The 26978-nt window shown below is 71.0% G+C and carries 22 protein-coding genes; 5 read left to right on the forward strand and 17 right to left on the reverse strand.

Translation table 11 applies throughout. From position 1 onward, the window contains the following. Positions 1 to 18: 18 nt before the first annotated feature. The 7 genes from N8J89_RS23365 to N8J89_RS23395 form a co-directional block, all read right to left on the reverse strand. On the reverse strand, positions 19 to 1566 hold the full coding sequence (locus N8J89_RS23365; RefSeq protein WP_283659132.1) for a GMC family oxidoreductase: 1548 nt from the start codon (positions 1564 to 1566) through the stop codon (positions 19 to 21). Next, positions 1563 to 3092 carry an APC family permease gene (locus tag N8J89_RS23370; RefSeq protein ID WP_283659133.1) on the reverse strand — a complete coding sequence of 510 codons (1530 nt, stop codon included), beginning with the start codon at positions 3090 to 3092 and terminating at the stop codon, positions 1563 to 1565. Before N8J89_RS23370 ends, N8J89_RS23365 begins: the two co-directional genes overlap by 4 nt. A 36-nt stretch (positions 3093 to 3128) precedes the next feature. Beyond that, positions 3129 to 4601 carry an aldehyde dehydrogenase family protein gene (locus tag N8J89_RS23375; protein ID WP_283659134.1) on the reverse strand — a complete coding sequence of 491 codons (1473 nt, stop codon included), beginning with the start codon at positions 4599 to 4601 and terminating at the stop codon, positions 3129 to 3131. Positions 4602 to 4635: 34 nt separating this feature from the next. Then, positions 4636 to 5793, reverse strand: coding sequence for an aromatic ring-hydroxylating oxygenase subunit alpha (locus N8J89_RS23380; RefSeq protein ID WP_283659135.1), 1158 nt, complete (start codon positions 5791 to 5793; stop codon positions 4636 to 4638). Continuing rightward, a complete protein-coding gene (gene solA, locus N8J89_RS23385; RefSeq protein WP_283659136.1) occupies positions 5790 to 6932 on the reverse strand; it encodes an N-methyl-L-tryptophan oxidase in 1143 nt (380 codons plus the stop codon). The genes N8J89_RS23380 and solA overlap by 4 nt, the downstream gene beginning before the upstream one ends. 14 nt (positions 6933 to 6946) lie before the next feature. Next, complete coding sequence (locus N8J89_RS23390; protein ID WP_283659137.1) at positions 6947 to 9382, reverse strand: GcvT family protein; 2436 nt, start codon at positions 9380 to 9382, stop codon at positions 6947 to 6949. A gap of 176 nt (positions 9383 to 9558) precedes the next feature. After that, positions 9559 to 10347 carry an IclR family transcriptional regulator gene (locus N8J89_RS23395; protein ID WP_283659138.1) on the reverse strand — a complete coding sequence of 263 codons (789 nt, stop codon included), beginning with the start codon at positions 10345 to 10347 and terminating at the stop codon, positions 9559 to 9561. A gap of 183 nt (positions 10348 to 10530) precedes the next feature. On the opposite strand from N8J89_RS23395, the gene N8J89_RS23400 reads away from it, so the two are divergent. Further along, positions 10531 to 10848 (forward strand): bifunctional 3-phenylpropionate/cinnamic acid dioxygenase ferredoxin subunit, encoded by a 318-nt coding sequence (locus N8J89_RS23400; RefSeq protein ID WP_283659139.1) that lies wholly within the window; start codon positions 10531 to 10533, stop codon positions 10846 to 10848. After that, the gene (locus tag N8J89_RS23405; protein WP_283659140.1) at positions 10845 to 11990 is read left to right on the forward strand and encodes an NAD(P)/FAD-dependent oxidoreductase; all 1146 of its coding nucleotides are present in this window, start codon (positions 10845 to 10847) and stop codon (positions 11988 to 11990) included. The genes N8J89_RS23400 and N8J89_RS23405 overlap by 4 nt, the downstream gene beginning before the upstream one ends. Positions 11991 to 12182: 192 nt before the next feature. Here the strand turns inward: N8J89_RS23405 and N8J89_RS23410 are convergent, their stop codons facing one another. The 9 genes from N8J89_RS23410 to N8J89_RS23450 form a co-directional block, all read right to left on the reverse strand. Next, complete coding sequence (locus tag N8J89_RS23410) at positions 12183 to 12947, reverse strand: hypothetical protein (RefSeq protein ID WP_283659141.1); 765 nt, start codon at positions 12945 to 12947, stop codon at positions 12183 to 12185. Next, entirely contained in the window at positions 12934 to 14457 is a 1524-nt protein-coding gene (locus N8J89_RS23415; protein ID WP_283659142.1) for a VWA domain-containing protein, read from the reverse strand. Before N8J89_RS23415 ends, N8J89_RS23410 begins: the two co-directional genes overlap by 14 nt. Continuing rightward, positions 14454 to 15659 (reverse strand): hypothetical protein, encoded by a 1206-nt coding sequence (locus N8J89_RS23420; protein ID WP_283659143.1) that lies wholly within the window; start codon positions 15657 to 15659, stop codon positions 14454 to 14456. Before N8J89_RS23420 ends, N8J89_RS23415 begins: the two co-directional genes overlap by 4 nt. 367 nt (positions 15660 to 16026) lie before the next feature. Beyond that, the gene (locus tag N8J89_RS23425) at positions 16027 to 16455 is read right to left on the reverse strand and encodes a nucleoside deaminase (RefSeq protein ID WP_283666232.1); all 429 of its coding nucleotides are present in this window, start codon (positions 16453 to 16455) and stop codon (positions 16027 to 16029) included. Positions 16456 to 16466: 11 nt separating this feature from the next. Then, complete coding sequence (locus tag N8J89_RS23430) at positions 16467 to 17651, reverse strand: oxygenase MpaB family protein (RefSeq protein ID WP_283659144.1); 1185 nt, start codon at positions 17649 to 17651, stop codon at positions 16467 to 16469. A 224-nt stretch (positions 17652 to 17875) separates the two neighbouring features. Continuing rightward, positions 17876 to 18481 (reverse strand): response regulator transcription factor, encoded by a 606-nt coding sequence (locus N8J89_RS23435; protein ID WP_283659145.1) that lies wholly within the window; start codon positions 18479 to 18481, stop codon positions 17876 to 17878. Further along, complete coding sequence (locus tag N8J89_RS23440; RefSeq protein WP_283659146.1) at positions 18478 to 19599, reverse strand: sensor histidine kinase; 1122 nt, start codon at positions 19597 to 19599, stop codon at positions 18478 to 18480. Before N8J89_RS23440 ends, N8J89_RS23435 begins: the two co-directional genes overlap by 4 nt. Positions 19600 to 19613: 14 nt before the next feature. Further along, positions 19614 to 20342: an ABC transporter permease gene (locus N8J89_RS23445; protein WP_283659147.1), complete on the reverse strand. Its 729-nt coding sequence runs from the start codon at positions 20340 to 20342 to the stop codon at positions 19614 to 19616. After that, a complete protein-coding gene (locus tag N8J89_RS23450) occupies positions 20342 to 21235 on the reverse strand; it encodes an ABC transporter ATP-binding protein (RefSeq protein WP_283659148.1) in 894 nt (297 codons plus the stop codon). The genes N8J89_RS23445 and N8J89_RS23450 overlap by 1 nt, the downstream gene beginning before the upstream one ends. Before the next feature lie 170 nt (positions 21236 to 21405). Here N8J89_RS23450 and N8J89_RS23455 point away from each other — a divergent pair, with 170 nt between their 5' ends. The 3 genes from N8J89_RS23455 to N8J89_RS23465 are packed head-to-tail and all read left to right on the forward strand — an operon-like array spanning position 21406 to position 25461. Continuing rightward, the gene (locus tag N8J89_RS23455; RefSeq protein WP_283659149.1) at positions 21406 to 24387 is read left to right on the forward strand and encodes an endo-alpha-N-acetylgalactosaminidase family protein; all 2982 of its coding nucleotides are present in this window, start codon (positions 21406 to 21408) and stop codon (positions 24385 to 24387) included. Positions 24388 to 24401: 14 nt separating this feature from the next. After that, on the forward strand, positions 24402 to 25046 hold the full coding sequence (locus N8J89_RS23460; RefSeq protein ID WP_283659150.1) for a response regulator: 645 nt from the start codon (positions 24402 to 24404) through the stop codon (positions 25044 to 25046). After that, entirely contained in the window at positions 25039 to 25461 is a 423-nt protein-coding gene (locus N8J89_RS23465; protein WP_283659151.1) for a hypothetical protein, read from the forward strand. The genes N8J89_RS23460 and N8J89_RS23465 overlap by 8 nt, the downstream gene beginning before the upstream one ends. Here the strand turns inward: N8J89_RS23465 and N8J89_RS23470 are convergent. Next, entirely contained in the window at positions 25451 to 26896 is a 1446-nt protein-coding gene (locus tag N8J89_RS23470) for a tol-pal system YbgF family protein (RefSeq protein WP_283659152.1), read from the reverse strand. The genes N8J89_RS23465 and N8J89_RS23470 overlap by 11 nt on opposite strands. Positions 26897 to 26978 lie beyond the last annotated feature (82 nt).

Genomic DNA, 26978 nt, shown 5'->3' on the forward strand with positions numbered 1-26978 from the left:
CGCCGCCGGTTATCCGCCTCAGCTCGCCTTGATCAGGTCGGCGCACTTCTCGCCGATCATCATGGTGGTGATGCACGGGTTCACGGTGACCAGGAACGGCATCACCGAGCCGTCGGCCACCCGCAGGCCGTCGATCCCCTTGACCCGCAGCTGTGGGTCGAGCGGGGCCTGGGCGTCGCCGGGCGCGCCCATCCGGACGGTGCTGGAGGGGTGGTAGACGGTGTTGTGGGTGCGGCGGATGTAGTCGAGCAGCTCCTCGTCGGTGGTGGCCGCCGGTCCGGGGAACAGTTCGGGACCGGCCCACTCCGCCATCGCGGGCTGGGCGACGATCCTGCGGGCCAGCCGCAGGCCGTGGGTCATCACGCGCTCGTCGTGCGGGTGGCTGAAGTAGCGCGGGTCGACCATGGGCTTGTCCCGGTAGTCCCTGCTGCGCAACCGGACCGTGCCCAGCGAGCGGCTGCGGGTGACGTTCGGGGTCAGGCAGAAGCCGTTCTCCGTGGTCGGGTAGCCGTGCCGCAACGTGTTCAGGTCGAAGGGCACCGAACCGTAGTGGAACATCAGGTCCGGGCGGTCCAGGCCCTCCTGGGTGGTGGTGAAGATGCCGATCTCCCACCACTGGGTGGACTTGCGCGCCATCGGCTGCTTGGCCTGCCACTGGATCACGCCCTCGGGGTGGTCCTGCAGGTTCTCCCCCACCCCCGGCGAGTCGACCACGACGTCGATCCCGTGCTGGCGCAGGTGTTCGGCCGGGCCGATGCCGGAGAGCATGAGCAGCTTCGGGGTGTCGATCGAGCCGCAGCTGACCACGACCTCGCGCCTGGCCCGCACTTCCAGGCTGTGGTGCAGGTCCGCGGCCAGGTACTCCACCCCGGTGCACCGCTTGTGCTCGTCGATGAGCAGCCGCTTGACCCGGACCCCGGTGCGGATCTCCAGGTTGGGCCGCTGGCCGATGATCGGGTGCAGGTAGGACACCGAGGAGGAGGAGCGCACGCCTTCCTTGGTGGCGTTGATCTGGAACCAGTTGGCGCCGTTGACCACCGTGGTGCCGCTGTTGAACGGGGTGGTCGGAATGCCTTGCTGGGCACAGGCTTCGAGCAGCGCCGCGCCGCAGGGGTCCTCGCCGGGCACGGTCATGATGTTGACCGGGCCGGAGCGGCCGTGGTGCTCGCCGGGCGCGTCGTTGGTCTCCAGCCGTTGGTACAGCGGGAAGACCTCCGCCGCGCTCCAGCCGGTGCAGCCCATCGAGGCCCACTCGTCCAGGTCCTCCGCGGGCGCCCAGAAGGCGATGCAGGAGTTGTGCGAGGAGCAGCCGCCGAGCACGCGGGCGCGGGCGTGCCGGAGGAAGGAGTTGCCGGTGGCCTGGGGTTCGACCGGGTAGTCCCAGTCGTAGCCGGACTCCAGCAGCGCCATCCACCGGTCCAGCCGCAGGATCGCCTGATCGTCCACATCGGACGGTCCGGCCTCCAGCAGGCAGACCCGCACGTCCGGGTCCTCGGACAGCCGCGCGGCGACCACCGCGCCCGCTGTGCCGCCGCCGGCGACCACGTAGTCGAACTCCTCCATCAACGCACCTCCGGCATCGGGGCCGCCACGGCCGGCGTGTGCGCGTGGTCGGCCAGCACACCGCTGCGGTGGCGCTGGACGAACCAGTAGTACGCGAAGCCGATGATCGTGACGGCGCCCACGAACAGGACCGCGCCCCACTGCAGGTACCAGTGGAACGGCGGGCTCGGGTTGTAGATCGCCTGCCGTGGCCACAGCAGGTTGACCACCATGGCCGCACCCCACAGCACGGCCACGATGTTGACCGGCAGCCCCCACTTCCCAAGCCCGAAGCGGGGTTCCGCACCCTCCACTGTGGCCAGTGGCCAGCGACCGCGGAACCTGGCGATCAGCAGCGGCACGGTGACGAGCAGGTAGGCCAGGTAGATCAGGATGATCGCGATGCTGGTGACCACCGAGAAGATCTGCGGCTGACCGATGTTGACCATCAGGAAGGCGATGCCGAAGGCGCCGATGAGCAGCGCGGGCAGCACCGGGGTCTGGAACCGGGCGCTGACCTTGGCCAGCTTCGCGCCGCCGGGCAGGTTGTTGTCCCTGGCCATGGCGAACATCATCCGGATCGCCGCGGTGTGCACCGCGAGCACGCACACCACGATCGCGATGGCCACGGTGACCAGGAAGATCTTGCCGACCACCGGGCCGAGCACGTCCAGCACGATGTACTGCAGGCCGATCGTGCCCAGTTCCGGGGCGTTGATGTCGCGCACCGCCATCAGCGCGAACAGCAGCAGCAGGCCGCCGATGACGAAGGAGGCGGTCACCGCGCGCAGGATGGACTTGGGCGCGTTGCGGCAGGGGTCCTTGGACTCCTCGCCTAGGGAGGCCGCGGTGTCGAAGCCGTACATCACGTACAGCGAGGCCAGTGAGGCGGCCAGGAACGCGCCCATGTAGCCGAGCGGGTTGCCCTCGCCGGTGCCGTGGGTCTCCAGCACCACCGACGGTCCGCGGACAGCGAAGGCGGCCAGCACCACCACCATGATCACCGCGGCGATCAGCTCGATCAGCACGCCCGCACTGTTGATCCGGGCCATCAGCTTGACCCCGCAGGCGTTGATGATGGTGGTGAACACGATCAGGATGCTGGCCAGGACCACCGCGTTGGTCGGGTTGTCCGGCACCAGCTGGAAGCCGTCCCAGATCTGCGGCAGTGTGATCTGCAGGGCCAGCGCGGTCGCGGCCACCGTGGTGGCGGAGGCGGCCAGCATCAGCCAGCCGGCCAGCCAGGACACGTGCGGGTTGCTGAGCCGCTTGGCCCAGTTGTAGATCGAGCCCGCGATCGGGTAGCGGGCGGCCAGCTCGGCGAAGCAGAGCGCGACCATGAGCTGGCCGGCGAAGACCATCGGCCAGGACCACCAGTAGGCCGGGCCGCCCTGGGCGAAGCCGAGGTAGAACAGCTGGAAGGTGCCGGTGAGGATGGAGATGTAGCTGATCCCGGCGGCGAAGGTGTGGAAGTTTCCGAGGGTCCTCTTCAGTTCCTGGCGGTAGCCGAACTCCTGGAGCTCAGCGTCGTCCGAGCGGACGGTCGTCATGGCAACCTCCGAGCGTGGTGGGGTGCGGGGGCAGGGTCACTCGCCGGAGAACCACTTCTGCGGCGCCGGCCGAAGGTTGTGCCAGATGTGCTTGGCCTCGCGGTACTCGTTGAGCCCGCTGGGGCCTAGCTCACGGCCGATGCCGGACCGCTTGAAACCACCCCATTCCGCCTGGGGCAGGTACGGGTGGTAGTCGTTGATCCAGATGGTGCCGTGCCGCAGCCGCCCGGCCACCCGCTCGGCCCGGCCCGCGTCGCCGGTCCACACCGCGCCGGCCAGGCCGTAGTCGGTGTCGTTGCCGAGCCGGATCGCGTCCTCCTCGTCGGTGAAGGTCTCCACCGTGAGCACCGGGCCGAAGGACTCCTCGCGCAGCACGGACATCCCGGACCGGCAACCGTCCAAAATGGTCGGTGGGTAGTAGAATCCGTCGGCCAGCGCGGGGTCTTCGGGCCGCTTGCCGCCGCAGCGCAGCACCGCGCCCTCGGCGATCCCGGCGGCCACGTAGGCCTCGACCTTCTCCCGGTGCGCGGCCGAGATCAGCGGACCGGTCTCGGCGAGCTCGTCGAAGGGTCCGCCGAGGCGGATCTTCTGCGCGCGCTCCACCAGCGCGTCGACGAAGCGGTCGTGCCACTCCTGCTGGATGATCAGGCGCGCTCCCGCGGAGCAGACCTGGCCGGAGTGCAGGAAGACCGCGGTGAGCGCGTAGTCCAGCGCGGTGTCGAAGTCGGCGTCGGCGAAGACGATGTTGGGGTTCTTGCCGCCGAGCTCCAGGGCGATCTTCTTCACCGTGCCCGCGGCGGTGGCCATGATCCGCTGCCCGGTGGACAGGCCGCCGGTGAAGGAGACCAGGTCGACGTCGGGGTGCTCGGACAGTGGCGCGCCGGCCTCGGGGCCCGCGCCCAGGACCAGGTTGCCCGCGCCGTGCGGCAGTCCGGCCTCCACCAGCAGGCGCATCAGGATGATCGCGCTGCTGGGGGTCAGCTCGCTGGGCTTGAGCACGAAGGTGTTGCCGGCGGCCAACGCGGGGGCGACCTTCCACGCGGTCTGCAACAGGGGGTAGTTCCACGGGGTGATCAGCCCGCACACGCCGACCGGCTCGTAGACCACCTTGCTGGTGGCGTCCGGGTTGCCGGTGTCGACCACCCGGCCGGCGTCGGTGGCCGCGGTCGAGGCGTAGTAGCGGAAGCAGGCGGTCACGTCGTCGATGTCGTACTCGGCTTCGACCAAGCGCTTTCCGGTGTCCATGGCCTCGGCGCGGGCCAGCGCGACCTTGTCCCGCTGCAACAGCTCGGCCACCCGGAGCAGCAGCCGCCCTCGCTCGGGGGCGGGGGTGCGCGGCCAGGGTCCGGTGTCGAAGGCGGTGCGCGCGGCCGCGATCGCCGCCTCGGTGTCGGCGCGGGTCGCCTCGGCCACGGTGGCCACGACCGAGCCGTCCGCGGGGCAGCGGATCTCCCGCTGGCCGCCCTCCTGTGCTGCCAGCCATCTGCCGCCGATGAACAGCTCGGCCATACAACCTCCTAGGTATGTCTGGCCGCTATCTAATTCAATCTTCGGGTTTCGCGCACCCCGAAGTGGGAACGAACTTCCCGGTTGACGCCTGAACCCACTGGTGGAACGCCTCGATGTGATGTTCGCTGGGTACGAGTACACCACCATCGCGGTAGGCGCGGGAGGACATGGCAGGTTGTGTCCGCTCGCAGGCGTCGAAATCCTGCTGGTTCACCCGGTGGAACAGCTCGACCGAGCGGGAGACGTCCTTGCCGGTGGCCACCACCTCGTTGGTGTAGAGCCAGTCGCACTCCACCACGGTGCGGTCGGGCGCCAGCGGGAACATGCGGTGGAAGATGATGTGGTCGGGCACCAGGTTGATGAAGACCTGCGGTTTGACGGTGATCGCGTAGTAGCGCCGGTCCTGGTCCTCGCGCAGGCCGGGCAGGGGTTCGAAACCGGGGCTGCCGTCGACGGTGAAGCCCTGGATGTCCTGTCCGAATGCGGCCCCGTGGCCGACGTAGTACTGGGCGGCGTAGCCGTCGGCGAACTCGGGCAGCACCTCGGTGAGCTCGGGGTGGATCGTGGCGCAGTGGTAGCACTCCATGAAGTTCTCCACGATCAGCTTCCAGTTGGCGCGCACGTCGTAGACGATGCGGCGGCCCACCGTCAACGCCTCGATGGTGTAGGAGTCGATGGCTGCCAGGGAACCGAGGCGTTCGGTGACCGCCTGCTGCACGGTCTCGGCGAAGGACGGTGGTTCCGCGGCGAGGCAGACCCACAGGTAGCCCAGCCATTCCTTGACCTGCACGGTGACCAGGCCGTACTCGACCCGGTCGAGGTCGGGCATCTTGGTCAGGTTGGGCGCGGCGATGAGCTTGCCGTCCAGGTCGTAGGTCCAGGCGTGATAGGAGCATTGGAAGTTGCGTTTGACCGCACCGCTGTCCTGGGTACAGATCCGCGCGCCGCGGTGGCGGCAGATGTTGAGGAAGGCCCGCAGCTGCCCGGCGCGGTTGCGGGTGAGGATGACGCTCTCCCGTCCGATCTGGACGGTGCGGTAGGCTCCCGGACCGTCCAGATCGGACAGCCGCGCGGCGCAGAACCACATGGCCTCGAACAGGTGCTGCTGCTCGGCGGTGAAGACCTCGGGGTCGGTGTAGGCGCTGCCGGGCAGGGTGGCCAGCAGGCTCGGGGGCAGACCGGTTGCGGTCACGGGGTCACCTCGGAGAGCCGTTCGGGGCGGAACAGGTCGATGGGGTGCGCGGTCGCGCCGGTGAGCGCGAGGTCGGCGAGGATCTCGCCCACCACGGGCACGAACTTGAAGCCGTGCCCGGAGAACCCGCAGGCCACGGTGACCCGCTCGTGCGCGGGGTGGGTGGCGATCACGAAGTGCTCGTCGGCGGTGTTGGTGTACATGCAGGTGGCCGCGCGCAGGAACTGAGCGGGCAGGCTGGGGATGCGCGGCAACATCTGCGCGCGCATGGCTTCGACCTCGTGCGGGTGCACGGTGCGGTCGATGGTGTCGGGGGTGCAGGTCTGGCCGCCGCGGAAGAAGGCGACCTTGGCCCCGTCCTCTGGGCCGTCGCTGGCGGGGAAGCCGTAGGCCTGGACGCCGTCGGCGGCTTCCCAGATGTAGATGGGGTGCACCTCGGGCCGGAAGGGGCCGGTGCCGCCGGTGGGGGCGAACCAGTACTGCACCTGGCGTTCGATCACGAACGGGATGCCGAGGTCGGCGAGCAGCTCGGGGGCCCAGGCTCCCGGGCAGATCACCAGTTTCTCCGCGCGGTACTCCCCCGCTCCGGTGCGCACGCGGACGCCGTTGCCGTCGCTGGTCCAGTCCAGCACGGGTTCGTGGTAGCGCAGGTGTGCTCCGGCCTTGCCGGCCAGTTCGAGGTGGGCGGTGACGGTGGCTTCCGGGCGGACGAAACCGGCTTTCGTTTCATACAGCGCGATCTCGTCCTCGACCGGAGTCATGGTCGGGAAGCGGCGGCGGATCTCCAGCGCGTCCAGCATCTCGTGCGGCAGGTCCCAGGTTTCCGCGGAGAGCTGGCTGCCCTTGACGGTGAGGCTGTCCGGTCGGCCGATCATCACACCGCCGGTGACGGTGAGCACCTCGCGGCCCGAGTCGGCGGCGAGCCGGTCGAAGAGCTCGTAGGAACGCAGCAGCAGCGGCACGTAGGCCGGGTCCTCGAAGTAGGACTGGCGGATGATCCGGGAGCCGCCGTGGCTGGATCCGTTGTGGTGGGCGGGTCCGAAGCGGTCCAGGCCGAGCACCCGGCTGCCGCGGGCGGCCAGGTGGCTGACGGCGGCGCTGCCCATGCCGCCGAGGCCGATCACGATCACGTCGTACATCGGGCTGGTCTCCTTCAGCGGCGGATGCGGGCCATCTCGGGGTCGAACAGCGGTTCGGCGGCCACGGTGGCGTGGAGCCTGCGGCCGAAGTACTCAATCTGCACCGGGGTGCCGGGGGTAGCGGCCCCGGCCGGTAGCCAGGCGTAGGCGATGGGTCTGTCCACTGTGTACCCGTAGGCGGCCGAGGTGACGTAGCCGACCGGTTCGCCTTGGTGGAACACGGGTTCCTTGCCCAGGACGTTGGTGGTGCGGTCGTCCAGGGTGAGGCAGGACAGGCGGCGGGCCGGGTTGTCCGGGTCGAGCTTGGCCAGGGCGTCGCGGCCGAGGAACTCGCCCTTGTCCAGCCGGACGGCGAAGCCGAGGCCGGACTCGTACGGGTTGTGCTCGTCGGTCATGTCGGTGCCCCAGGCGCGGTAGCCCTTCTCCAGGCGCAGGCTGTTGAAGGCGCTGCGCCCGGCGGCGATCACGCCATGTTGCTGGCCTGCCTGCCAGAGCTCGTCCCACAGGCGGGGGCCGAGTTCGGCGCTGGTGTAGAGCTCCCAGCCGAGTTCGCCCACATAGGACAGTCGCATGGCGGTCACCGGGATCAGGCCGACGTGGATGCGCCTGGCCCGGAAGTAGCCGAAAGCCTTGTGCGCCAGGTTCTCCCGGACCAGGGGCTGGAGCAGGTCGCGGGCCAGTGGGCCCCACAGGCCGATGCAGCAGGTGCCGCCGGTGATGTCCCGGATGTGCGTGGCCGGGTCGGTGTTCTGGCGGAGCAGCCAGTCCAGGTCGAGGTTGCCGTTCGCGCCGACCTGGAAGTGGTCGGGGCCGAGACGGGCCACGGTGAGGTCGCTGCGCACGCCGCCGGTGTGGTCCAGCAGCAGGGTGTAGGTGACCGCGCCGGGTTTCTTGTCCAGCTGGTTGGTGGTCAGTCGCTGCAACAGCGCCAGCGCGCCGGGGCCGCTGACCTCCAGTCGTTTCAACGGGGTCATGTCGTACAGGGCCACGCGTTCGCGGGTGTGCCTGGCCTCGGCGGCGGCGATCGGCGACCAGTAGCGGGCGGCCCAGTCATCGCGCTCGGGCAGCTCGATGCCTTCGGCGAGGCAGGCGTTGGCCTCGTACCAGTGCGGGCGTTCCCAGGCCGAGGCCTCCAGGAAGTACGCGCCCAGCTCCTGCTGCCTGGGGTAGAACGGGCTGGTGCGCATCGGGCGCGGATACTCCATGGGCTGCAAGGGGTGCAGCACGTCGTAGACCTCGACGAAGTTCCGCGCGCCGCGGGCTTCGACGAACTCCGGGCTGAGCTGGACCTCCTCGAAGCGGTGCAGGTCGCACTCGTGCAGGTCCAGCTCGGACTTGCCCGCCACCAGCCACTGGGCCAGCGCGCGGGCGACGCCTGCGGAGTGGGTGACCCAGACCGCCTCGGCGGTCCAGAAACCCTTGACCTCGCGGTGTTCGCCGATCAGCGGGAAGCCGTCCGGGGTGAAGGAGAAGATCCCGTTGAAGCCTTCGTCCACTGTGGACTGATCGAGGGCGGGCAGCAGGGCGGTCGCGTCGGCCCAGGCCGGGTCGAAGTCCTCCTTGGTGAACGCCAGCATCGACGGCATCGCGGACTCTTCGGCGTCCGGAAGCGCGTCCAGGCTCACCGGCATGGGACGGTGGGCGTAGGAGCCGATGCCGAGGTGGTCGGTGTGCTCGCGGAAGTACAGGTCCCGGTCCTGGTGGCGCAGGATCGGCCGGACGGCTTCCAGCGCGGGGTCGATCGTGCCCAGCCCGGGCAGCGTGCTGGTGCGGACGTACTGGTGCGCCAACGGAAGCAGTGGCACGGTGAGGCCAACCATGCTGCCGATCTTCGGGCCCCAGAACCCGGCGGCGCAGACCACCAGGTCGGCCGGGAAGTCACCTTGATCGGTGCGCACGCCGCTGACCCGGTCGCCGGTGGTGAGGATGTCCAGGACCTGGTGGTGGGCCAGGAATCGCGCGCCCCGAGCGATCGCCCGGTTGGCTTGGGCTTCTCCGGCGCGCAGGGCGCTGGCCAGGCCGTCGTCGGGCACGTGCAGGCCGCCGAGCACCAGCTCCGGGTTCAGCATCGGCCACAGCTTCAGGCATTGGGCGGCGTCCAGCAGCTTGGCTTCCACACCCCAGGAGGTGGCCCAGCCGTGCTTGCGGTGCAGGTCGGTCCAGCGTTCCGGGGTGGTGGCGACCTCGAGGCCGCCGACCTTGCGGAAGCACCACCGGTCGTTCAGGGTCAGCTGGTCGTACTTGCGGACGGTGTAGGCGGCGAAGGCGGTCATCGTCTTCGACGGGTTGGTCTGGAACACCAGGCCGGGGGCGTGCGAGCTGGAGCCGCCCGCGGCGAACAGCGGTCCCTGCTCCAGCACGGTCACCGAGGTCCAGCCCCGCTCGGTCAGCTCGTCAGCGAGGGCGCAGCCGACGATCCCGGCCCCGATGACGACCACGTTCGGCTGCACGGCTGACTCCTCTCCGCCCGGCGGCGGGGTGGTGGACGGAGTTGCGTATCGCGCACCGGGTTGTGCGATGCGAAACACGGTGCGGCCGTGCGGGCAGCCTTGTCAAGACCGGGTCCCGCTGATGGCGCAGCGGTGCCCAGGCAGGTGAACCCGCTGTTACGACAAGGGATCCGGGCTCAGGCCCAGCCCATCCGCCTGGAGACCTCGGCGCCGGCGGCCACCACCTGTTCGGCGACTTCCGGCAGGCGCTCTTCGGTGAGTCGATAGGACGGGCCGGAGATGCTGATCGCGGCGATCACCGCGCCCTCGTAGGACCGGATCGGGGCGGCGAGGGCGTTGAGCCCGATCTCCAGCTCCTCGACACAGGAGGCGAAGCCGCGTTGCGCGACCACGACCAGCTCCTCGCGGAGCCTGCGGGTGGAGGTGATGGTGTGGTCGGTGAAGCCCTCGAGGCGGCGGCCCAGCACCCGGCGCACCTCGTCCGGGCGCATGTGCGCCAGCAGCACCTTGCCGCTGGAGGTGGCGTGCAGCGGGGTGCGCCTGCCGACCCAGTTCTGGCTGCTCACCGCCGCGGTGCCGCGGGCCTGGGTGACGTTGACCGCGGCCGCGGCCTCCAGGTCGGAGATGGCCACGTTGACCGTCTCGCCCACCTCCTGCGCCAGCTCCGCGCACACCTGGCGGCTCTGCTGGGTGATGTCCAGGCGGGCCGCGGTGGCTCCGGCCAGCCGGATGATGCCCAGGCCCAGGTGGTACTTGCCACGGTCCTCGGTCTGCGCGACCAGCCCCCGGTCCTCCAGCACGCCGAGCAGCCGGAAGGCGGTGGACTTGTGCACGCCCAGCTCGGCGGCGATCTCGGTGACCCCGGCCTCGCCGTCCCTGGCCAGGATCTCCAGCACGCTCACCGCCCGGTCGACGGACTGCACCGAACCGGCGGCACGGGGTTCGCGGTCGCAATCGCTGGGCATGAACCCCACGGTAACCACTCTGCCGAACGGACGCCGTCCAAACGCGCAACGCGTTGGCAACACATTTCGCCGGTTTCACCTCTTGACGGGACCGGGCAGCGGGACGGACGCTGTTGCGCATAGCACATCGCGTCGCGCACTACGCAACACCTCCCACTCCGTTACCCCGCCATGGAGGGCGTGATGATCGCCGTCTGCCGCCTCGACGAACTGCCCCCAGGAGAGGCCGTGCGGCTGCTGGCCGATGTGCCGGTCGCCGTGTTCAACGTCGACGGCGAGCTGTACGCCATCGACGACACCTGCTCCCACCAGGACGCCAGCCTCGCCGAGGGCTACCTGGAGGGCTGCTTCGTGGAATGCCCGCTGCACGCGGCCAGCTTCGACCTGCGCACCGGCCGCCCGACCTGCCTGCCCGCGAAGAAGCCGGTGCGCACGCACCGGGTCAGCGTCGCGGACGGGGTGATCTACCTGCACAGACCGGCCGAGCAGGGCGTCGCATGAGATCCGTGGCGGTCATCGGCGCCGCGCTGGCCGGCCTGTCGGCCGCGCGGGCGTTGCGGGACCAGGGTTTCCAGGGGCGGCTCACCATCATCGGCGCGGAGTCGCACCGGCCCTACGACCGGCCGCCGCTGTCGAAGAACTTCCTGCTCGGCACCATCGGCCCGGCGGACCTCGCGCTGGCCGAGGAGTCCGAGCTGGCCGAGCTGGACGCCGAATGGCTGCTCGGCCAGACGGTCAGCCACCTCTCCCCCGGCCTGGGCGCGCTGGAGCTGGCCGATGGCAGGCGGCTGCGCTGCGACGGCGCGGTGATCGCCACCGGCGCGACCCCGCGCAGCCTGCCCGGCGCGGAGTTCCTGGCCGGGGTGCACGTGCTGCGCACCCTGGACGACGCCGTCGCGCTGCGCGCCGACCTGGTCCAGGGCTCGCCGAGGGTGGTGGTGGTCGGCGCGGGCTTCATCGGCGCGGAGGTCGCGGCCAGCTGCGCCGCGCTCGGCCTGCACGTGACCATCGTGGAGGCCGCTCCCCTGCCGCTGGCTCCGGTGCTGGGCCAGGAGATGGCCGCGCACTGCCTCGGCCTGCATGCCGACCACGGCGTCCGGCTGCTCTGCGGGGTCGGGGTGGGCGGGCTGCTCGGGCAGGGCCGGGTCACCGGGGTGGAACTGGCCGACGGCCGCCGCCTGCCCGCCGACGTGGTGGTGGTCGGCATCGGCGTCCGGCCCAGCACCGGCTGGCTGCACGGTTCCGGACTGCCCCTGGACAACGGCGTCAGCTGCGACGCGGGCGGGGTGACCAGGCTGCCCAACGTGATCGCGGTCGGCGACGTGGCCAACCTGGCCGGCCGCCGGGTCGAGCACTGGACCAACGCCGCCGAACAGCCCACGGTCGCGGTGGCCAACCTGCTGGCCGGGCGGACCCTGCACACCGGGCGCAGCGCGCCGTACTTCTGGTCCGACCAGTACGGGGTGCGCATCCAGTTCGCCGGGCACACCCGGCCGGGCGATGAGGTCCGCATCGCCGAGGGCGAACCGGACTCGCGCAGCTTCCTGGCCGTCTACGAACGCGAGGGCCGGACCGTGGCCGCCCTCGCTCTCAACCGCGCCAAGCCCTTCACCCGCATCCGCCGCGCCCTGGCCGCAGTCTGACCCCACCCGCGTGTTGGCCGTTCCGGGACGGCGTGTTGGCCAAAGTCGTACGCAGTGTTGGCCGAAGTCGTACATGGTGTTGGCCGAAGTTGCACGTCGAGCCGGGCCGACTGGCCAACACCCGGTACGAGATCGGCCAACACTGCGTACGACTTCGGCCAACACTGCGTGCGAGATCGGCCAACACGCGGGTTACTGGAAGATCGCGATCGGGAGGACGACCAGTTCCTGGGTGTCGTGTTGCCAGGACTGGACCTTGCCGAGGCAGCGGGCCTGGAACCAGCCGTCGGGGACCTGGTCGTAGCGCAGGTCGTCGGGATGGCAGTCCAGGCGGATGGTGGCGGTGGTGGCCGGGGACTCCGGGGTGCCGTAGGCGGCCTGGAAGGTCGCGGGCGCGCCGGTGCGGTTGAGCAGGCGGAACTGGCCGCGGATGGAGACGTAGCGGTCCAGGTGGCGCAGGTGGGCGTGTTCGCCGGTGGTGTCGGGGTCGAGGGTGGCCAGGGCCTTGGTCAGGGCGGGGTTGCGGCGGATGGTGCGGCGGCGCAGGTCGACGTGCACCACGCCGTCGGCGGACTCCAGGGCGCGCAGCACGTCGCCGATGACCGCGATGGGCTGGTTCTGCGCGATGTAGCGGACGACCACCTCGCGGCCCGCGGTGTGGCCCGCCCCCGCGCCGCCGCGGAGGACCTTGAAGCCGAACCAGCGGGACTTGGCCGTGTCCACCTTCTCCCGCACCTCCCGGCGCAGCGCGTCGCCGTAGCCGCCGGAGAGGTAGAGGTTCATCACCGACTTCTCGTGCAGGTAGAAGGCCAGGTCGGGGAAGACCGCGGGGCGGCGGTTCGCGCGCACCGCCAGCGCCAGGGCGACCAGCATGGTGAGCACGGCCAGCGCGGTGACCAGCCAGACCACGGCCCAGAAACCCCAGACCGACCACCAGAGCTCGTTATCCACAGCCACGGATCTCCTTCACCGCCGCGAGCAGCGAGGTCTGGGCGGCCTCGACCAGGCGGCCGCCGGTGGCGCGCGCGGCCCTGGTCAGTTCCGCCGGGTCGGCCGAGCCGAAGCGGATCGCGTACGTGGGCGCCGACTTCGCCTCGGCGGGCAGGGTTTCCCGCTCGCGCAGGAACTGCTCGAGGCCGATGCCGGTGTTGTTCTCGCCGTCGGTCATCAGCACGACCGAGGCCGGGCCCTTGACCGTGCGGTATGCCTGGGCCAGCGCGGACCAGATCGCGGTGCCCTTGCCCAGCCCGCCGGTGGCCAGCGCACGGTTGACCGGGTCCAGGTCGTCGGGGCCGGACACGGTGACCGTCTGCTCCTCCAGCACCTGCCCGGCGAAGCGGAGCACGGTGATGGTCTCGCCGCGGTGGAAGCGGTCGAACCCGCCCGCGCCGCTGAGCTCCCGGAACGCCGCCCGCAGCTCCTCGATCCGGTTGCCCGCCATGGAGGCGGAGAAGTCCAGCACGAACACCACCTGCCTGCCCGCGCCGGAGGTGGCCCGGTCGTAGGCGGCGAGCAGGGTGTCCACCACCTCCTGCCGGTCCGGGAAGTACAGCGAGTTGCCGATCTCCGGGCGCAGCGCCTCGGTGCGCGGCAGCGCGGGGTCGATCGGCCGCCGCGCGGTCCGCTCCATGATCATCCGCTGTGCGCGTTCGGACCGCAGCCATTCGGCCACCTTGTCGTAGGCGGCGCGTTTGGCGTTGTCCAGCAACAGCAGCGGGTAGTCCGACAGGACGATGCCGTCCCGCGGGTAGAGGATCTCCAGCGGTTCCCTGAGCTGTCCGCCGGCTTGCAGGGACAGCAGCACCGACTCGTGGTTGACCAGCGCGTCGACCTGGTCCTGCCGTTTGACGTACTCCGTGGCCAGGCCGGTGGTGCTGTTGGCGGTGAAGGCCTGGCCGGTGAAGAAGCCGCGCAGCTTGTCACAGGCCACGTCCTCCGGCCGCAGCGAGACCCCGGTGCCGGCGGCCGCGGTGGCCACCCCGATCAGCGCGGACAGTCCGCTGCCGGTGACGTGCGGGTCAGCCATGCCGAAGCTGAACTCACCGGCGGCGGCCTTGGCCGCGAGGTCGGCCCAGGTCGGCTGGCCGCCGGGCACGCTCGCCCGCAACTGCTTGGCCTTGCTCGCTTTCACGCCGACCACCAGCGGGGAGAGCATGGTGCGGGTGCTGACCGGGGCCGGGCCGTGCTGACCGGACTTGCGGGTGCGCAGCTGGAAGTAGCGGTCGGAGGACAGCCAGGCCAGGTCGTGCCGGTACTCGCCGGGGTTGAGCGCGTTGCTGGCCTCGACCGTGCCCCGGTAGTCCATGGCCAGGTCGACCCCGGTGTCCCGCTTCAGCTCCGCCAGCACCGGGGCCAGGTCGGCCAGCTCGGAGCTGGCCAGCACGGACAGCCGGACCGGCTCCGGCGGACTGCCGGTGCAGGCGGCGGCCAGGGCCAGCACGCACGCGGCGGCGGCCAGGCGTCTCATCGGGGCACCTCGGGGCACTCGCCCACCCTGGTGATCATCTTCTCCAGCAGCGGGACCGAGGGCAGGAAGGTCTCGGTGTCGCCGATCCCGGTCTGCGGCACCGGCAACCCGTTGCGTTGCAACAGCTCCGAGAGCTGACCGGTGGCCAGGGTGCCGTCGGGTTCGAGCACCCGCAGGCCCAGCGCCAGCGCGCGGGCGCGCAGCTCGGGGTGGGTGGTGATCAGCTCGCCGAGCCGGGCGCCGCCCGCGGTGAGCGCGATCAGCTCGGGCACGGTCTGCAGCTGCGCCTCCGGGTAGAGCAGCACCCGCTGGTGGTCCGGCTGGCCGGTCTGCTCCTTGACCCGGAGCTGGTGGGCCAGGAACTGGTGCTCGTAGATCACCGCCACCGGGGCCAGGCCCCTGCCCTCCGGCGCGAAGTACAGCCGGGCGACCTCCTCGTTGGCCAGGCCCTGGCTGGTCAGCCAGGGTTTGATCCGGTCGGCCAGCCGCAGCGCCTCGGCCTCGGTCACCGGCACCTGGTTGTTGTTGGCCACGAAGGCGATCAGGCCGAGGTAGACCCCGGCCGAGTTGGACCAGCACACGTCCGAGCTCTGCGCGAGCACCCGGTTGCCGTTGGCCGGTCCGAGCTCCCGCCAGCTGGTGCCGGCGTCCATCAGCCGGACGAACTCCGGCATGACCAGGTTGTAGTAGTAGTCCTGCCTGCCGTCCGCGCTGTCCTGTTTGCTGGCGGCCTTGCGGGTGGCCAGGCCCTCGGCGTAGTTGCGGAAGGTGGCCAGCACCAGTGGGCTGAAGAACGGCTTGTACACCTTGAAGTACTGCCGGTCCCGCTGCCGCTGGTCGCGGATGATCTTGGCTGCGGGCTGGCCGGAGGGGAAGACGAAATCGTAGGCACTGACGTCGTTGTTGGCGATGTCGCGCGAACCGGCCTTGGTCAGGTGCACCTGGATGCCGTGCCGCATCAGGATCCGCCGGACCTGCTCGTCGGCGAAGAACTCCGACTTGGAGGCGAGCTTGCCCTCCAGCACCACCGTCCGGTTGAACGGCAGCGTGATCGTGCCGGAGACCACCAGCGAGACTGTGCCCGAAAGGGCGATCAGCGCGGCTGTCCAGAAGGGCACCAGGAACCGGCGCCGCCGGAAGGCCGAGCGGGGCGGATCGACTATGCGCAGGGCCGGGTCGTCGGTCGTTGTCTGGTTCGCCACCACGAACTCCCCCAGGGATTCGACAGTCCCGGCAGTGCGTCGCGGAACCGGAGCCGAACGTTACGCGTCGACTTCCGGAAGTGTCAGGAACTTCAGACGGCCCGGTGTGCGCTCCGCCGAGGCGCCGCGGGCCAGCCGGGGCGCGATCAGCAGACCACCCAGGTGCCACAGACCGCGGGCGCGGTGGACCGGGTCGAGGTGGCGGGCACGCGGCGCGGAATGAGCAGTCGACCGCGCAGGAGATCCTGGAGCTCTTCTCCTCGCTCCACAATGGACAGACAGCGGGTCAGGAACATCGTGCTGCGGCTGCACGCGGAGGGCGCCAAGCACGACTGTTGCCCGGCCGGTGAACAGCAGCAACCCCTTGCTAGTCCACCCCGATGTCCTCGTGCCACAGCTCCGGGTTCGCCGCGATGAACTCCGTCATCAGCGCCACGCACTCCGGATCGTCCAGCAGCGTCACCCGCACCCCGTGCTCCGCCAGCCACTCGTGCTGACCGGTGAAGGTGCGGGACTCGCCGACCACCAGGTTGCTGATGCCGAACTGGCGGATCAGGCCCGAGCAGTACCAGCACGGGGACAGCGTGGTGACCATGGTGGTGCCCCGGTAGCTGGACTGGCGGCCGGCGTTGCGGAAGGCGGCGGTCTCGCCGTGGGTGGAGGCGTCACCGTCCTGGACGCGGCGGTTGTGGCCGCGGCCGAGCAGGGTGCCGTCCGCGCCGAAGAGGGCGGCCCCGATCGGGATGCCGCCCTCGGCCAGACCGGCGCGGGCCTCCTCGACCGCGACCGCCAGCATCTCCTGCGGGGTCACGGCTTGCCGTCGCCGTGGGCGGCGCGGAGCACCTCGACGTAGGCCTTGCGGGCGGCGTGGCCGTGCACGGCCTGCGCGGTGCGGAAGGCCGGGATGCGCCGGTAGGTCAGCTCGGCCAGGGTGTTCACCGCACCCGCCACCCGGACCAGTGCGCGGGCGACCGGGTCGTCGGGCATGCCGAGGGAGTCGGCGCTGGCCGGGCCGATCACGATCCGGCTGATCGCGGTGTGCACGCGTTCGGCCCAGCGGGCGCGCAGGGCGCTCTGGTCGGGGCGGGGGCGCTGGTAGGCCGCGCGCAGGTCGGCGGCCAGGGTGCGGGAGTCCTCGTCCGGGATCAGCTCGGTGGCGGCCTGTTCCCAGAGGTGTTGCCAGGCTTCGGCTTCGTCGGCGGGGAGCATGTCCTCCTCGATGCCGACCAGCCAGCCGACGTAGCGCCACAGGTGCAGGATGTCGGCGCGTTCCTGTGCGGTGTAACGGATGCCGAGGACCTGGGTGGCCTCCATGACGCCCAGGGAGAACATCAGGGTGAGCTGGTTGGCCTGGGCGTCGTTGAGCGGCTGGTCCCAGGCGGCCAGGTCCCAGTCGCCGCGGCGCAGCAGCACGTCGCGGATGTGCGCGTGCACCAGGCGGACCCGCAGCGCGGCCGCGTAGCCGGCGCCGCCGCGGACCAGGCTGCCCGGGGTGCTCACGTCCAGCCACCAGCTGGCGGTGTTGAGCACCCGGCGGCTGGTGGCCTTGCCGGTCTGGCCGGTGGAGGTCAGCGTCTTGCACACCCGTAAGGAGTGGAAGCCGACCACCAGGTAGACATCGCAGAGGGTGAACGCGGCCAGCTTGCCGCCGCGGCTGACCGCCTCCGCGCCGCGGCGCAGCCGCTGCTGGTCCACCCAGGCGGGGGTGCGCTCCACCGCGCGGAAGAACGCGACCAGCTCCTCCGGCGGGTTCTCGATCGAGTCGATGCCGTCCTGGCAGGCCCGGGTGAACAGCTCGCGGCCCTCGCCTTTGAGCCGGTGCATCATCGCGACCAGGCCGTCGCCGAGGGCGTCGACGGTGGTGGCTCGGTGTCGCAGGTGGGCCAGCCGCTCCGCACTCGGGGTGCGCGCGGAGTGTCCGCGACGGGCGGCGGTGGTCCGGAACGCGCTGTTGGTCAACGCGGCGGTGTGGTCCAGACTGACCGTCGTCATGCCAGGCTCCTCGCAGGGGGTCGGGGGCCGATCATCTCCCCGGATTCTCACTCGTGCCGGGCAGGTTTCGCCAGGGTTTGCCCGGTCTCGGTTAGGAATCTCCCAGCTTTGTCCGGACCCCTTCGCGACACGGACCCGGGTTCTCGTTGCGGGCCAAGCGAAACCGCGCGGGGACCGTCCAACTCGGACTTCCCGCGTGTTCAGCCAGGCACTCTGCGTATCCTTCACAGCCAGCCGCGGTCGGCCGCGGCGCGCACCGCCTCGATCCGGTTGCGGGTGCCGGTCTTCTGGATCGCCGAGGACAGGTAGTTGCGCACCGTGCTCTCCGAGAGGAACAGCTGGGCGGCCAGGTCGGCCACGGTGGCCCCGTCCGCGGCGGCGGCCAGCAGCTCGCGTTCCCGCTCGGTGAGCGGGTTCGGCCCCGAGCGCAGCGCCGCGGCGGCCAGTCCGGGGTCGATGACCTGCTCACCGGCCAGGATCCGGCGGATCGCGACGGCCAGCTGCTCCACCGGGCCGTCCTTGACCAGGAACCCGCTGGCCCCGGCCTCCATGGCCCGGCGCAGGTAGCCGGGGCGGCCGAAGGTGGTGACGATCAAGACCCGGCAGGACGGTAGCTGTTCGCGCAGGTCAGCGGCGGCCTCCAGACCGCTGCGGCCGGGCATCTCGATGTCCAGCACGGCGATGTCCGGGCGGGTCTCCAGCGCCTTGGGCAGTACCTCGTCGCCGGTGGCGGCCTCGGCCACCACCTCGATGTCCTCCTCAAGGCCGAGCAGCAGGGCCAGCGCGCCGCGCATCATGCCCTGGTCCTCGGCCAGCAGCACCCTGATCACGACGCCTCCCCGGTCGGCAGGCTCACCCGCAGCGTGAAACCCGCGGCGTTGCCCTGGGCGAGGAGCTCGCCACCGGCGGCGCGCACCCGTTCGGCCAGTCCGCGCAGCCCGTTGCCCTCGGCGACCGCGTCACCCGGCTCGTGCGGACCGCTGCCTGGGCCGCCCGCCCAGCCGTCCCCGTCGTCGGTGACGCTCAGCTCCACCCGTTCCTCCAGTTGCCGCAGCTCGATCACGCACCGCCGGGCCCGCGCGTGCCGGAGCACGTTGGTGACACCTTCCCGCACCACCCAGCCCAGCAGCGCGCCCGCCTCCCCCGGCAGGTCCCGCGGCTCGGGCAGCTCCGCGGCCACCCCGGCCGCGGTGAGCGCCGCCCGCGCCCCGGCCAGCTCCTCGGCCAGGCTTGGCGCGCGGTAGCCGGTGACCGCCTGCCGCACCTCCAAGAGCGCCCGCCGCCCCACCGTCTCGATGTCGGCGGCCTGCTCCCCCGCCGCGGCCGGGTCGCGCGGGATCAGCCGCCGCACCGCCTCCGCCTTGACCACCACCAGGGAGAGCGTGTGGCCGAGCAGGTCGTGCAGGTCCCTGGCGAAGCGCAGCCGTTCCCTGGTGACCGCGGTGTGCGCCAGCTCCTCCCTGGCCGCCTCCAGCTCGCGGACCGCGCCGCCCAGCCGCAGCACTACGAAGGTCAGCATGCCGGCCAGGAAGGTGAGGAAGGCGCCGATCACGATCTGCGCGGCGTCGCTGCCCACCCACGCGCCGAGCAGGTGCACCACCACCACACCGGCCACGTTCACCAGCGGCGCGCCGTACTCGACGGTGATCAGCGACCAGACCGCGAACACGAACGGCATCGGCAGGTACCAGAACTCGCCGAGCTTCGTCGCGAACACCAAGGCGATCGCGGTGAGCAGCACGGCCAGCGCGATGGACGGCCAGCGCGGGCCGCGCCGTTCCAGCAGCAGCCACACCGCGGCCGCGTAGGCCAGCGCGAACACCCCGAGCGCGGTGGCGCCCAGGGTGTCGGCGCGCAGCGCAGGCAGCAGCAGGGAGGCCAGCCAGGGCAGCATCACCACCGGTGGCAGCTGACCGTGGATCGGGTCGGTCACCGGCCTCGTGCGCATGCCCGCACCGTAGATCATGCCTGCCGTCCCCCACGCTGGTATGCGTAGACCGCGAAGCCCGCGGCCAGTGCCAGCCACCCGATCAGGATGCCGATCCCGGCCGCCGAGGGCCCCTGCTCGAAGACCACCCGCCAGGACAGGTCGGCGTAGCGGTTGGTCGGGGTGTAGCGGGCCAGCTCGGCCAGCCAGTCCGGGAAGGCGGCCAGCGGCATCCACAGTCCGCCCAGCAGCGACAGTCCGATGTAGACGAAGATGCCGGCCAGCTGGGCCACCCGGACCGAGAGCAGGTAGCCGATGGCGATACCGGCCGCGGCGAAGGGCGCGGTGCCCAGCCACAGCAGGCCCACCACGGCCAGCCAGCGGCCAGCGGACAGCTGCACGTCGTTGACCAGCACCCCGGCCAGGCAGACCGAGAGCACCGGCGGCAGCGCCAGCAGCATTGAGATCAGCACCCTGCCCAGCACGATCCGCAACGGGGACAACGGGGTCAGCCGCAGCTGCCGCAGCCAGCCCATGGCCCGGTCCTCGGCCACGCCGATGCTGCTGTTGAGCACGCCGCTGATCGCGCCGAAGGCGGACATGCTGATCATGGTGTAGAGCGCGGCCTGCGTGGGGTCCTGGCCGATGGCCACGTTGAGGTTGTTGAACACCACGTACATGATCAGCGGAGTGAGCACGCTCATGAACAGGAACCCGGTGTCCCGGCCCAGGCGCTTGCACTCGATGAGGATGTAGCCCAGCATCAGACGGCCGTCCGATCTTGCGCGGTGAGGGCCATGAAAGCCTCCTCCAGTCCGGCTCCGGTCACTTCCAGTTCGTGGATCGCGCCGATCTCGGCCAGCCCCCGCACGGTGGCGTCGGAGTCGGCGCAGCTCAGATGGGCGCGGCCGCCGCGCATGGCCACCGAGAGCACCCCGGGCAGCCGGTGCAGCTGCGCCGGGTTGAGCCCGCGCGGGTCCAGGGACACCGTGGTCCCGCCGACCTGGCGGCGCAGCTCGTCCGGGGTGGCATCGGCCAGCGTGCGGCCCGCCGAGATCACCACCACCCGGTCCGCGTTCTCCTGCACCTCCTCCAGGTAGTGGCTGGAGAACAGCACGGTCCGGCCGCGGGCGGCGAAGGCCCGCAGGTAGGACCAGAACTCGCGGCGGTGCTCGACGTCAAGCGCGGTGGTGGGTTCGTCGAGCACCACCAGCTCCGGGTCACCGGCCATGGCCAGCGCGAACTGCACCCGACGCGCCTGCCCCCCGGACAGGGCGTCGGCCTTGCGCGTGGCCAGGTCGGTGAGCCCGGCGAGTCCCAGCACTTCGGCCAGCGGCAGTGGAGAGGGATAGGCGCGCCGGACGAAGTCGACAAGCTCGCCCACGGTGACCCGCGGGATGAGCTTGGCGTCCTGAGGCAGCACGCCGACCCGGCCGGCCCTGATCGCCGACTCCGGGGTGCCGCCGAACAGCCTGACCTGCCCGGAGTCCGGGGCCAGCAGACCGAGCATCAAGTTGATCGTGGTCGACTTCCCGGCGCCGTTGGGACCGAGCAGTGCCACGGTCTGCCCGGTGGGCACGCTCAGGTCGACGCCGTTGACCGCCCGGACCGGCCCGTAGGCCTTGGTCACCGCGGTCAGCTGGACTGCCTCGTTCATGGCACCAACCGTATTTTCTGGCGTTTCCGCAGGTAAGAGTGCTTTGTCCAGCGTTGGCCAGTACACATGTCCCGACCCGGCTTTGTTCAGTCCTGATTGATTGAGTGTTGACTAATGATGTTTAGCGCCATAGAACAAGCACATTCGCGCAGTCGATCGTGGAGGTGCCCGTGTCGACCCGCCTGTCCCCCGTGGTGTTAGCCGCCGCCCTGACCCTGCTCGCCCCCGCGCTACCGGCCGCCGCCGCCCAACCTGAGCTGACCCTGCGCTCGGCCGAGCTGAGCGTGGCCGTGGGTGCGGAGTTCCCCCGGGTGGTCAGCTACACCGACCGCCGCTCCGGCGCGGTGCTGCACGGCCGGTCCGCGCCGCTGACCTCGCTGCGGCTCAACGGAACCGACTACCGGACCAGCGCCACTGCCCGCCCGGCCGGTGGTGCGATGCGGTACGCGCTGACCTTCCCCGACCTGCCCGGCGTGCGCCTGGCGGCGAGCCTGGCGCTCCAGGGGCGCACCGTGACCTTCCGGATCGACCAGGTGCGCGACACCCCGGCCTTCCGGGTGGGCACCATCGACATCCCCGGCCACGACCTGCTCACCGTGCGCGCCGCCGACCCCGCCGCGCAGGTGGCCGCGGCCAGGGTGGAGCTGAACAAGAACGGCAACGGCGACCGGATCTACCCGGTCAACGCCCAGACCCAGCCGGACGCGCAGCCGCAGGGCTCGGCCTACGGCATGGTCAGCACCGGCACGCTGGCCGCCGCGATCGAGACCAACTCCACCTACGACCAGGACGGCGGTCCGGGCGCGGATGAGAACGGCCGGATCTGGCGGCAGGCCAGGGCCACCGCGGACGGGCCCGCGGTGAGTGTCTGGAGTGGACGGTGGACGCACCGGGCCAAGGACGCGCCGGACACCGAGCCCGCGCCCTGGGCCAAGGTCACGCTGACCGGGGAGCGCAACGGCGACGGTGTGCTGGACTGGCAGGACGCGGCGATCGCCTTCCGGGACATCATGTGGCAGCCCAAGGGCTGGCAGCGCACCAAGGACCGGGTGGTGCAGCGGATCCCGTTCAACATCGCCTCCTCGGCCACGCACCCGTTCACCCGCACCCTGGACGACACCAAGCGGGTCAACCTGGCCACCGACGGCCTCGGCCAGTTCGTGCTGCTCAAGGGCTACCAGTCGGAGGGCCACGACGCCGCGCACCCGGACTACGGCGGCCACTACAACGAGCGGGCGGGCGGCCTGCGCGGCCTGAACACCCTGCTGGAGAAGGGAAAGCGCTGGAACGCCGACTTCGGCGTGCACGTCAACGCGACCGAGTCCTACCCGGAGGCGAAGGCCTTCTCCGAGACGCTGGTGGACAAGAACAACAAGCAGTGGGCCTGGATGGACCAGTCCTACCGGATCAACCAGCGCCGCGACCTGACCTCCGGCGACCTCGAGCGCAGGCTGGCCCAGCTCCAGCGGGAAACCAAGGGCGGCTTGGACTTCCTGTACTTCGACGTGTTCCGGGAGACCGGCTGGACCGCGGACCGGTTGCAGCGCGAGGTGCGGCAGCTGGGCTGGGAGATGGCCACCGAGTGGTCGCACCGGCTGGAGCGGGAGACGCTGTGGACGCACTGGGCCACCGACATCGACTACAGCAGTGAGACCCACCGCGGCATCAACTCCACCATCATCCGGCTGGCCCGCAACCACCAGAAGGACGTCTTCGTGCACCACCCGCTGCTGATGGGCGCGCGGATCGTGGAGTTCGAGGGCTGGACCGGCGAGACCGACTACCGGGCGTTCCTGGCCAACACCTTCGAGCAGAACCTGCCCACCAAGTACCTCCAGCACTTCCCGGTGCAGCGACTGTCCACTGTGGAGGCTGTGCTGGACGGCGGGCTGAAGGTGACCGCGCCCGGCGGCAAGCGCCAGTTCCACCAGGACGGAAGGCTGATCTATGACAACGGCGCCTATCTGCTGCCCTGGTCGCCTGCCGCACCGGACAAGGCATACCACTGGAGTCCCGCTGGTGGCACCAGCACCTGGGCCCTGCCGCCCGCACTGGCCAAGTGGCCCAGCCTCCAGCTGTACCGGCTCACCGACGACGGCCGTGCGCACGTCGGCGCGCTGCCGGTGCGCGACGGGAAGGTGACCATCACCGCCGACGCGCGCACCCCGTACCTGGTCACCGCCCAGACCCCCGCACCCGCGCCCAAGATGGGCTACGGCGAGGGCACGCCGACCGCCAACCCCGGCTTCGACTCCGGCGACCTCACCGGCTGGCGGCACAGCGGCGCGGTCAAGGTGGAGACCAACGACCGCGGGCAGCGCGAAGCCGTGGTGCGCGGCGGATCGGCCACGCTGAGCCAGCGGGCGCAGCTGCCGCCGGGTCAGTACGCGGCCTCGCTGATGGTGGAGGTCGAGCCCGGCAAGTCCAGGCCGGTCACCGTGTTCGCCGGTGACGAGGAAACCCGGCTGGACCGGTCCACGGTGACCAACATCGTGGCCTCCGAGGAGAAGAAGGGCACGAAGTCACAGCGGATCAGGGTGTTCTTCACCAGCACCGGTGGCACCGAGGTCGGCGTCCGGGTCGGCGAGGGTGACGCGGCGGTCCGGATAGACGACCTGCGGATCACCCAGGCCCCCGATCCCGGCAGCCGCTGGGACTTCGAGCGGGTCGACCAGGGCTGGGGCCCGTTCGTGCCCGGCGGCGAGATCGCGCCCACCGACGCCCGCACCCACCTGGCCGAGAAGCACGCCCCGTTCACCCAGCGCGGCTGGAATGGCAAGGCGGTGGACGACGTGATCGAGGGCGACTGGAGCCTGAAGTCCTTCGAGTACGCCGCGCACCTGGTCTACCGGACCACCCCGGCCACGGTCCGCTTCGAGCCGGGCCACCGCTACCGGGTGAGCTTCAGGTACGCGGCCGCGGGCGGCGCCTACAGCTGGGTGGTCGGCGAGGACGCAGCCGACGGCAAGCCGAGGGACGTCACGGTGACCCCGCTGCCGGCCCGCGCCGAGCCCGGCACGCACACGGTGGAGTTCACCGCGTCCAGCTCCGGGGACAGCTGGGTCGGGCTGCGCAGGGCGGTCGGCGGCGACGCGGAAGAGCTGTCTTTGGACGAGTTTGCGGTGTTCCATCTCGGCCCGGCGGGGCGGTGATCCAGAATGGCCCCGTGCGTGTCGTCATCGCTGAAGACCTCGTCCTGCTCCGCGACGGCCTGATCAGGCTGCTCCAGGCGCACGACTTCGAGGTGGTCGCTGCCGTGGACAACGGCCGTGACCTGCTGGAAGCCCTCGTCAGGCATCGACCGGACGTGGCGGTCTGCGATGTGCGACTGCCACCGACGTTCACTGACGAGGGCCTCCGCGCCGCCATCGAGGCCCGGCGCAGGCTGCCGGGCCTGCCGGTGCTGATCCTGTCCCAGTACGTCGAGCAGCTCTACGCCCGCGAGCTGCTGTCGGACTCCGCGGGCGGCGTCGGCTACCTGCTCAAGGACCGGGTGGCCGACGTCGGGCAGTTCGTGGACGCGGTCCGGCGGGTCGCCGCGGGCGGCACCGCGATGGACCCAGACGTGATCGCCCAGCTGCTGGCCAGGCACTCCAGGGACAAGCCGGTCACCGCGCTCACCCCGCGCGAGCGCGAGGTGCTCAGCCTGATGGCCGAGGGCCGGTCCAACGCCGCCGTGGCCGCCCGGTTGTTCATCACCGAGAAGGCGGTCTCCAAGCACACCAACAACATCTTCAGCAAACTCGGCCTGCTGCCAGCCGAGGACGACAACCGCAGGGTGCTCGCGGTGCTGGCCTACCTCAATGGCTGACCCCGCGCGGCACATCCCGCTCTACGCCCGCCTCGCCCTGGCCGTGCTGCTCGGCGGCTTCGCGGCCGCACCCCTGGTCACCACGGTGCTGGTGGGGCTGTTCGCGGACACCGTCTGGCTGTGGGTGGTCGTGCTCGGCGCGCTGGCCCTGGCCGTGCTGTGGCTGCTGTGCTGGGCACTGGCCGCCGCCACGCCCACGGTCACCCCGCGCACCGCGACCCCGGCGGGCCGCCGCGGCTGGGCGCTGGTGATCGCCCCGGCCGCGGCGGCGCTGTCGGTGCTGCTGTGGCTGCCGATCGACCTGCTGGGGCTGGTCAACGGCCTGGAAGCCATCCCGCTCGGCCTCGTCGGCGGGCTCGGGCTCGGGCTGACGGTGCTGGTGGACTGGCTGCTGGCCCGGCGGGTCACTGGTTGATGAACCAGCCGAAGGCGTCGTGCACCTCTTTGTCGGACTCGGTGACGTAGACCTGGGAGGGCGGCGGGCCGTCGTTGAAGATGGTCCGGTAGTGCAGCACCCTGGGGCAGACCGAACCGCCGACCTCCACCTTGGCGTCCACCACCCGCTTGCCGGTGCGCAGCTCGTAGGCCCGCACCGGGATGGCGATCTTGTGGAAGGCCACGCTGTGCGGGACCCGGGGCAGCATCTTGTTCTGGTACAGGCAGCTGCGCACCATCGCGCCGTACTCCTTCCGGCCTGCGCAGACCACCAGCACCGCCTGAGTGGGGTCCTCGGTCTTCCACTCGCCGGGCAGCCTGCCGGTGTACTCGCCCTCACCGGCCATGATCGCCCGGTTGGTGCCCTTGCCGTAGGGCGGGGCCGCGCTGTACTGCGCGGGGCTGGCGCAGTAAGCGGACTTGGAGCCGCGGAGCAGGCCGCGCACGTTGTCCAGCTCGATGGCCAGGGTCGCCTTGCGCACGCCCTCCTCGGCCCGGCCGGTGAGCTCGTGGCCGGGGTACTGGTCGATCAGCTGCTGGTACTGCGCCTTGGCCTGCGCCCACTGCTTGCCGTCCATGATCAGGTCCCCACACTCGGCCAGCGCGAGCGGCGCGTGCTTGTCCACCACCTCGGCGGCGCGGTCCAGGGTGTTCTTGGTGGCCTGCCGCTGCCGCAGCCAGGTGGTGACCACCACGGTGTGGCACGGACTCTTCGCGGGCAGGCTCCCGAGGAAGGCGTTGAGCACGGTGTCGGTCATCTTCTCGTGGCCCGGCAGGTTGGCCAGCACGTTGGCCAGCTCGTCGAACCCGGCCTTGAGCGCCTCGGTGTTCCCGGTCAGCGCCGCGGTGAGCTTGTCAGCGGAGCGCCGCAACCGCTGACAAGCATCCGCGGTCTGCTCCCCGCGCACGGTCAGCGGCGCATCGGCCACCCGGTGCCCGAACCCGACCTGGTCCAACGCGGACAACGCCTGCCCGCAGTCCCCGCGTTCCTTGGCCGCCGTGACCTCCCGCTCGATCCCGGCCGCGTCGAACCGCAGAAACCCGACCACCAGCAGCACCACCAGCGCGGTCGCCAGCGCCCACAGCCGCTGGCCCTTGCGCACCACCGGCTCGGCGCGGCGGGCCAAGAACCAGCCGTGCCAGACCAGCAGCAGCCACCAGCCGAGCAGCGTGAACTCCAGCCAGGTCTCCCGGACCGTCCCGGCCTGCGCCGCGACCAGGGCCAGAGTGATCAGCAGTGTGATCACGCCGAGCCTGACCCTGCGCATCAGGAAGTAGCCGACGCTCAGCAGGGAGGCGTTGCCCAGCGCCACCGCCAACGGGTCCTGCGGGCGGGGCGGGGGCGGCGGCTCCGGGGCCCAGCCCGGTTCCGGCGCGGGGGCTGGCTCCGGCACCGGGAGTGTCGGGTAGTCCATCGGGCTCCTCCGTCGCGGATCGGGCTGTTGCCGTCACTGATTGTGGACACCAGCCTGGGGAGCCCTCCCCGGTTTTGGCCAA

It is taken from the genome of Crossiella sp. CA-258035 (assembly GCF_030064675.1).
GTDB lineage: Bacteria > Actinomycetota > Actinomycetes > Mycobacteriales > Pseudonocardiaceae > Crossiella.

Excerpts from the sequence above, each read along its gene's own strand:
- N8J89_RS23400 (WP_283659139.1), top strand. The coding sequence starts at position 10,531 with ATGATCGCCGTCTGCCGCCTCGACGAACTGCCCCCAGGAGAGGCCGTG.
- N8J89_RS23470 (WP_283659152.1), bottom strand. The coding sequence starts at position 26,896 with ATGGACTACCCGACACTCCCGGTGCCGGAGCCAGCCCCCGCGCCGGAA.
- N8J89_RS23395 (WP_283659138.1), bottom strand. The coding sequence starts at position 10,347 with ATGCCCAGCGATTGCGACCGCGAACCCCGTGCCGCCGGTTCGGTGCAG.
- N8J89_RS23375 (WP_283659134.1), bottom strand. The coding sequence starts at position 4,601 with ATGGCCGAGCTGTTCATCGGCGGCAGATGGCTGGCAGCACAGGAGGGC.
- N8J89_RS23465 (WP_283659151.1), top strand. The coding sequence starts at position 25,039 with ATGGCTGACCCCGCGCGGCACATCCCGCTCTACGCCCGCCTCGCCCTG.
- N8J89_RS23370 (WP_283659133.1), bottom strand. The coding sequence starts at position 3,092 with ATGACGACCGTCCGCTCGGACGACGCTGAGCTCCAGGAGTTCGGCTAC.
- N8J89_RS23440 (WP_283659146.1), bottom strand. The coding sequence starts at position 19,599 with ATGCGCACGAGGCCGGTGACCGACCCGATCCACGGTCAGCTGCCACCG.
- N8J89_RS23415 (WP_283659142.1), bottom strand. The coding sequence starts at position 14,457 with ATGAGACGCCTGGCCGCCGCCGCGTGCGTGCTGGCCCTGGCCGCCGCC.
- N8J89_RS23405 (WP_283659140.1), top strand. The coding sequence starts at position 10,845 with ATGAGATCCGTGGCGGTCATCGGCGCCGCGCTGGCCGGCCTGTCGGCC.
- N8J89_RS23430 (WP_283659144.1), bottom strand. The coding sequence starts at position 17,651 with ATGACGACGGTCAGTCTGGACCACACCGCCGCGTTGACCAACAGCGCG.
- N8J89_RS23450 (WP_283659148.1), bottom strand. The coding sequence starts at position 21,235 with ATGAACGAGGCAGTCCAGCTGACCGCGGTGACCAAGGCCTACGGGCCG.
- solA (WP_283659136.1), bottom strand. The coding sequence starts at position 6,932 with ATGTACGACGTGATCGTGATCGGCCTCGGCGGCATGGGCAGCGCCGCC.
- N8J89_RS23445 (WP_283659147.1), bottom strand. The coding sequence starts at position 20,342 with ATGCTGGGCTACATCCTCATCGAGTGCAAGCGCCTGGGCCGGGACACC.
- N8J89_RS23425 (WP_283666232.1), bottom strand. The coding sequence starts at position 16,455 with ATGCTGGCGGTCGCGGTCGAGGAGGCCCGCGCCGGTCTGGCCGAGGGC.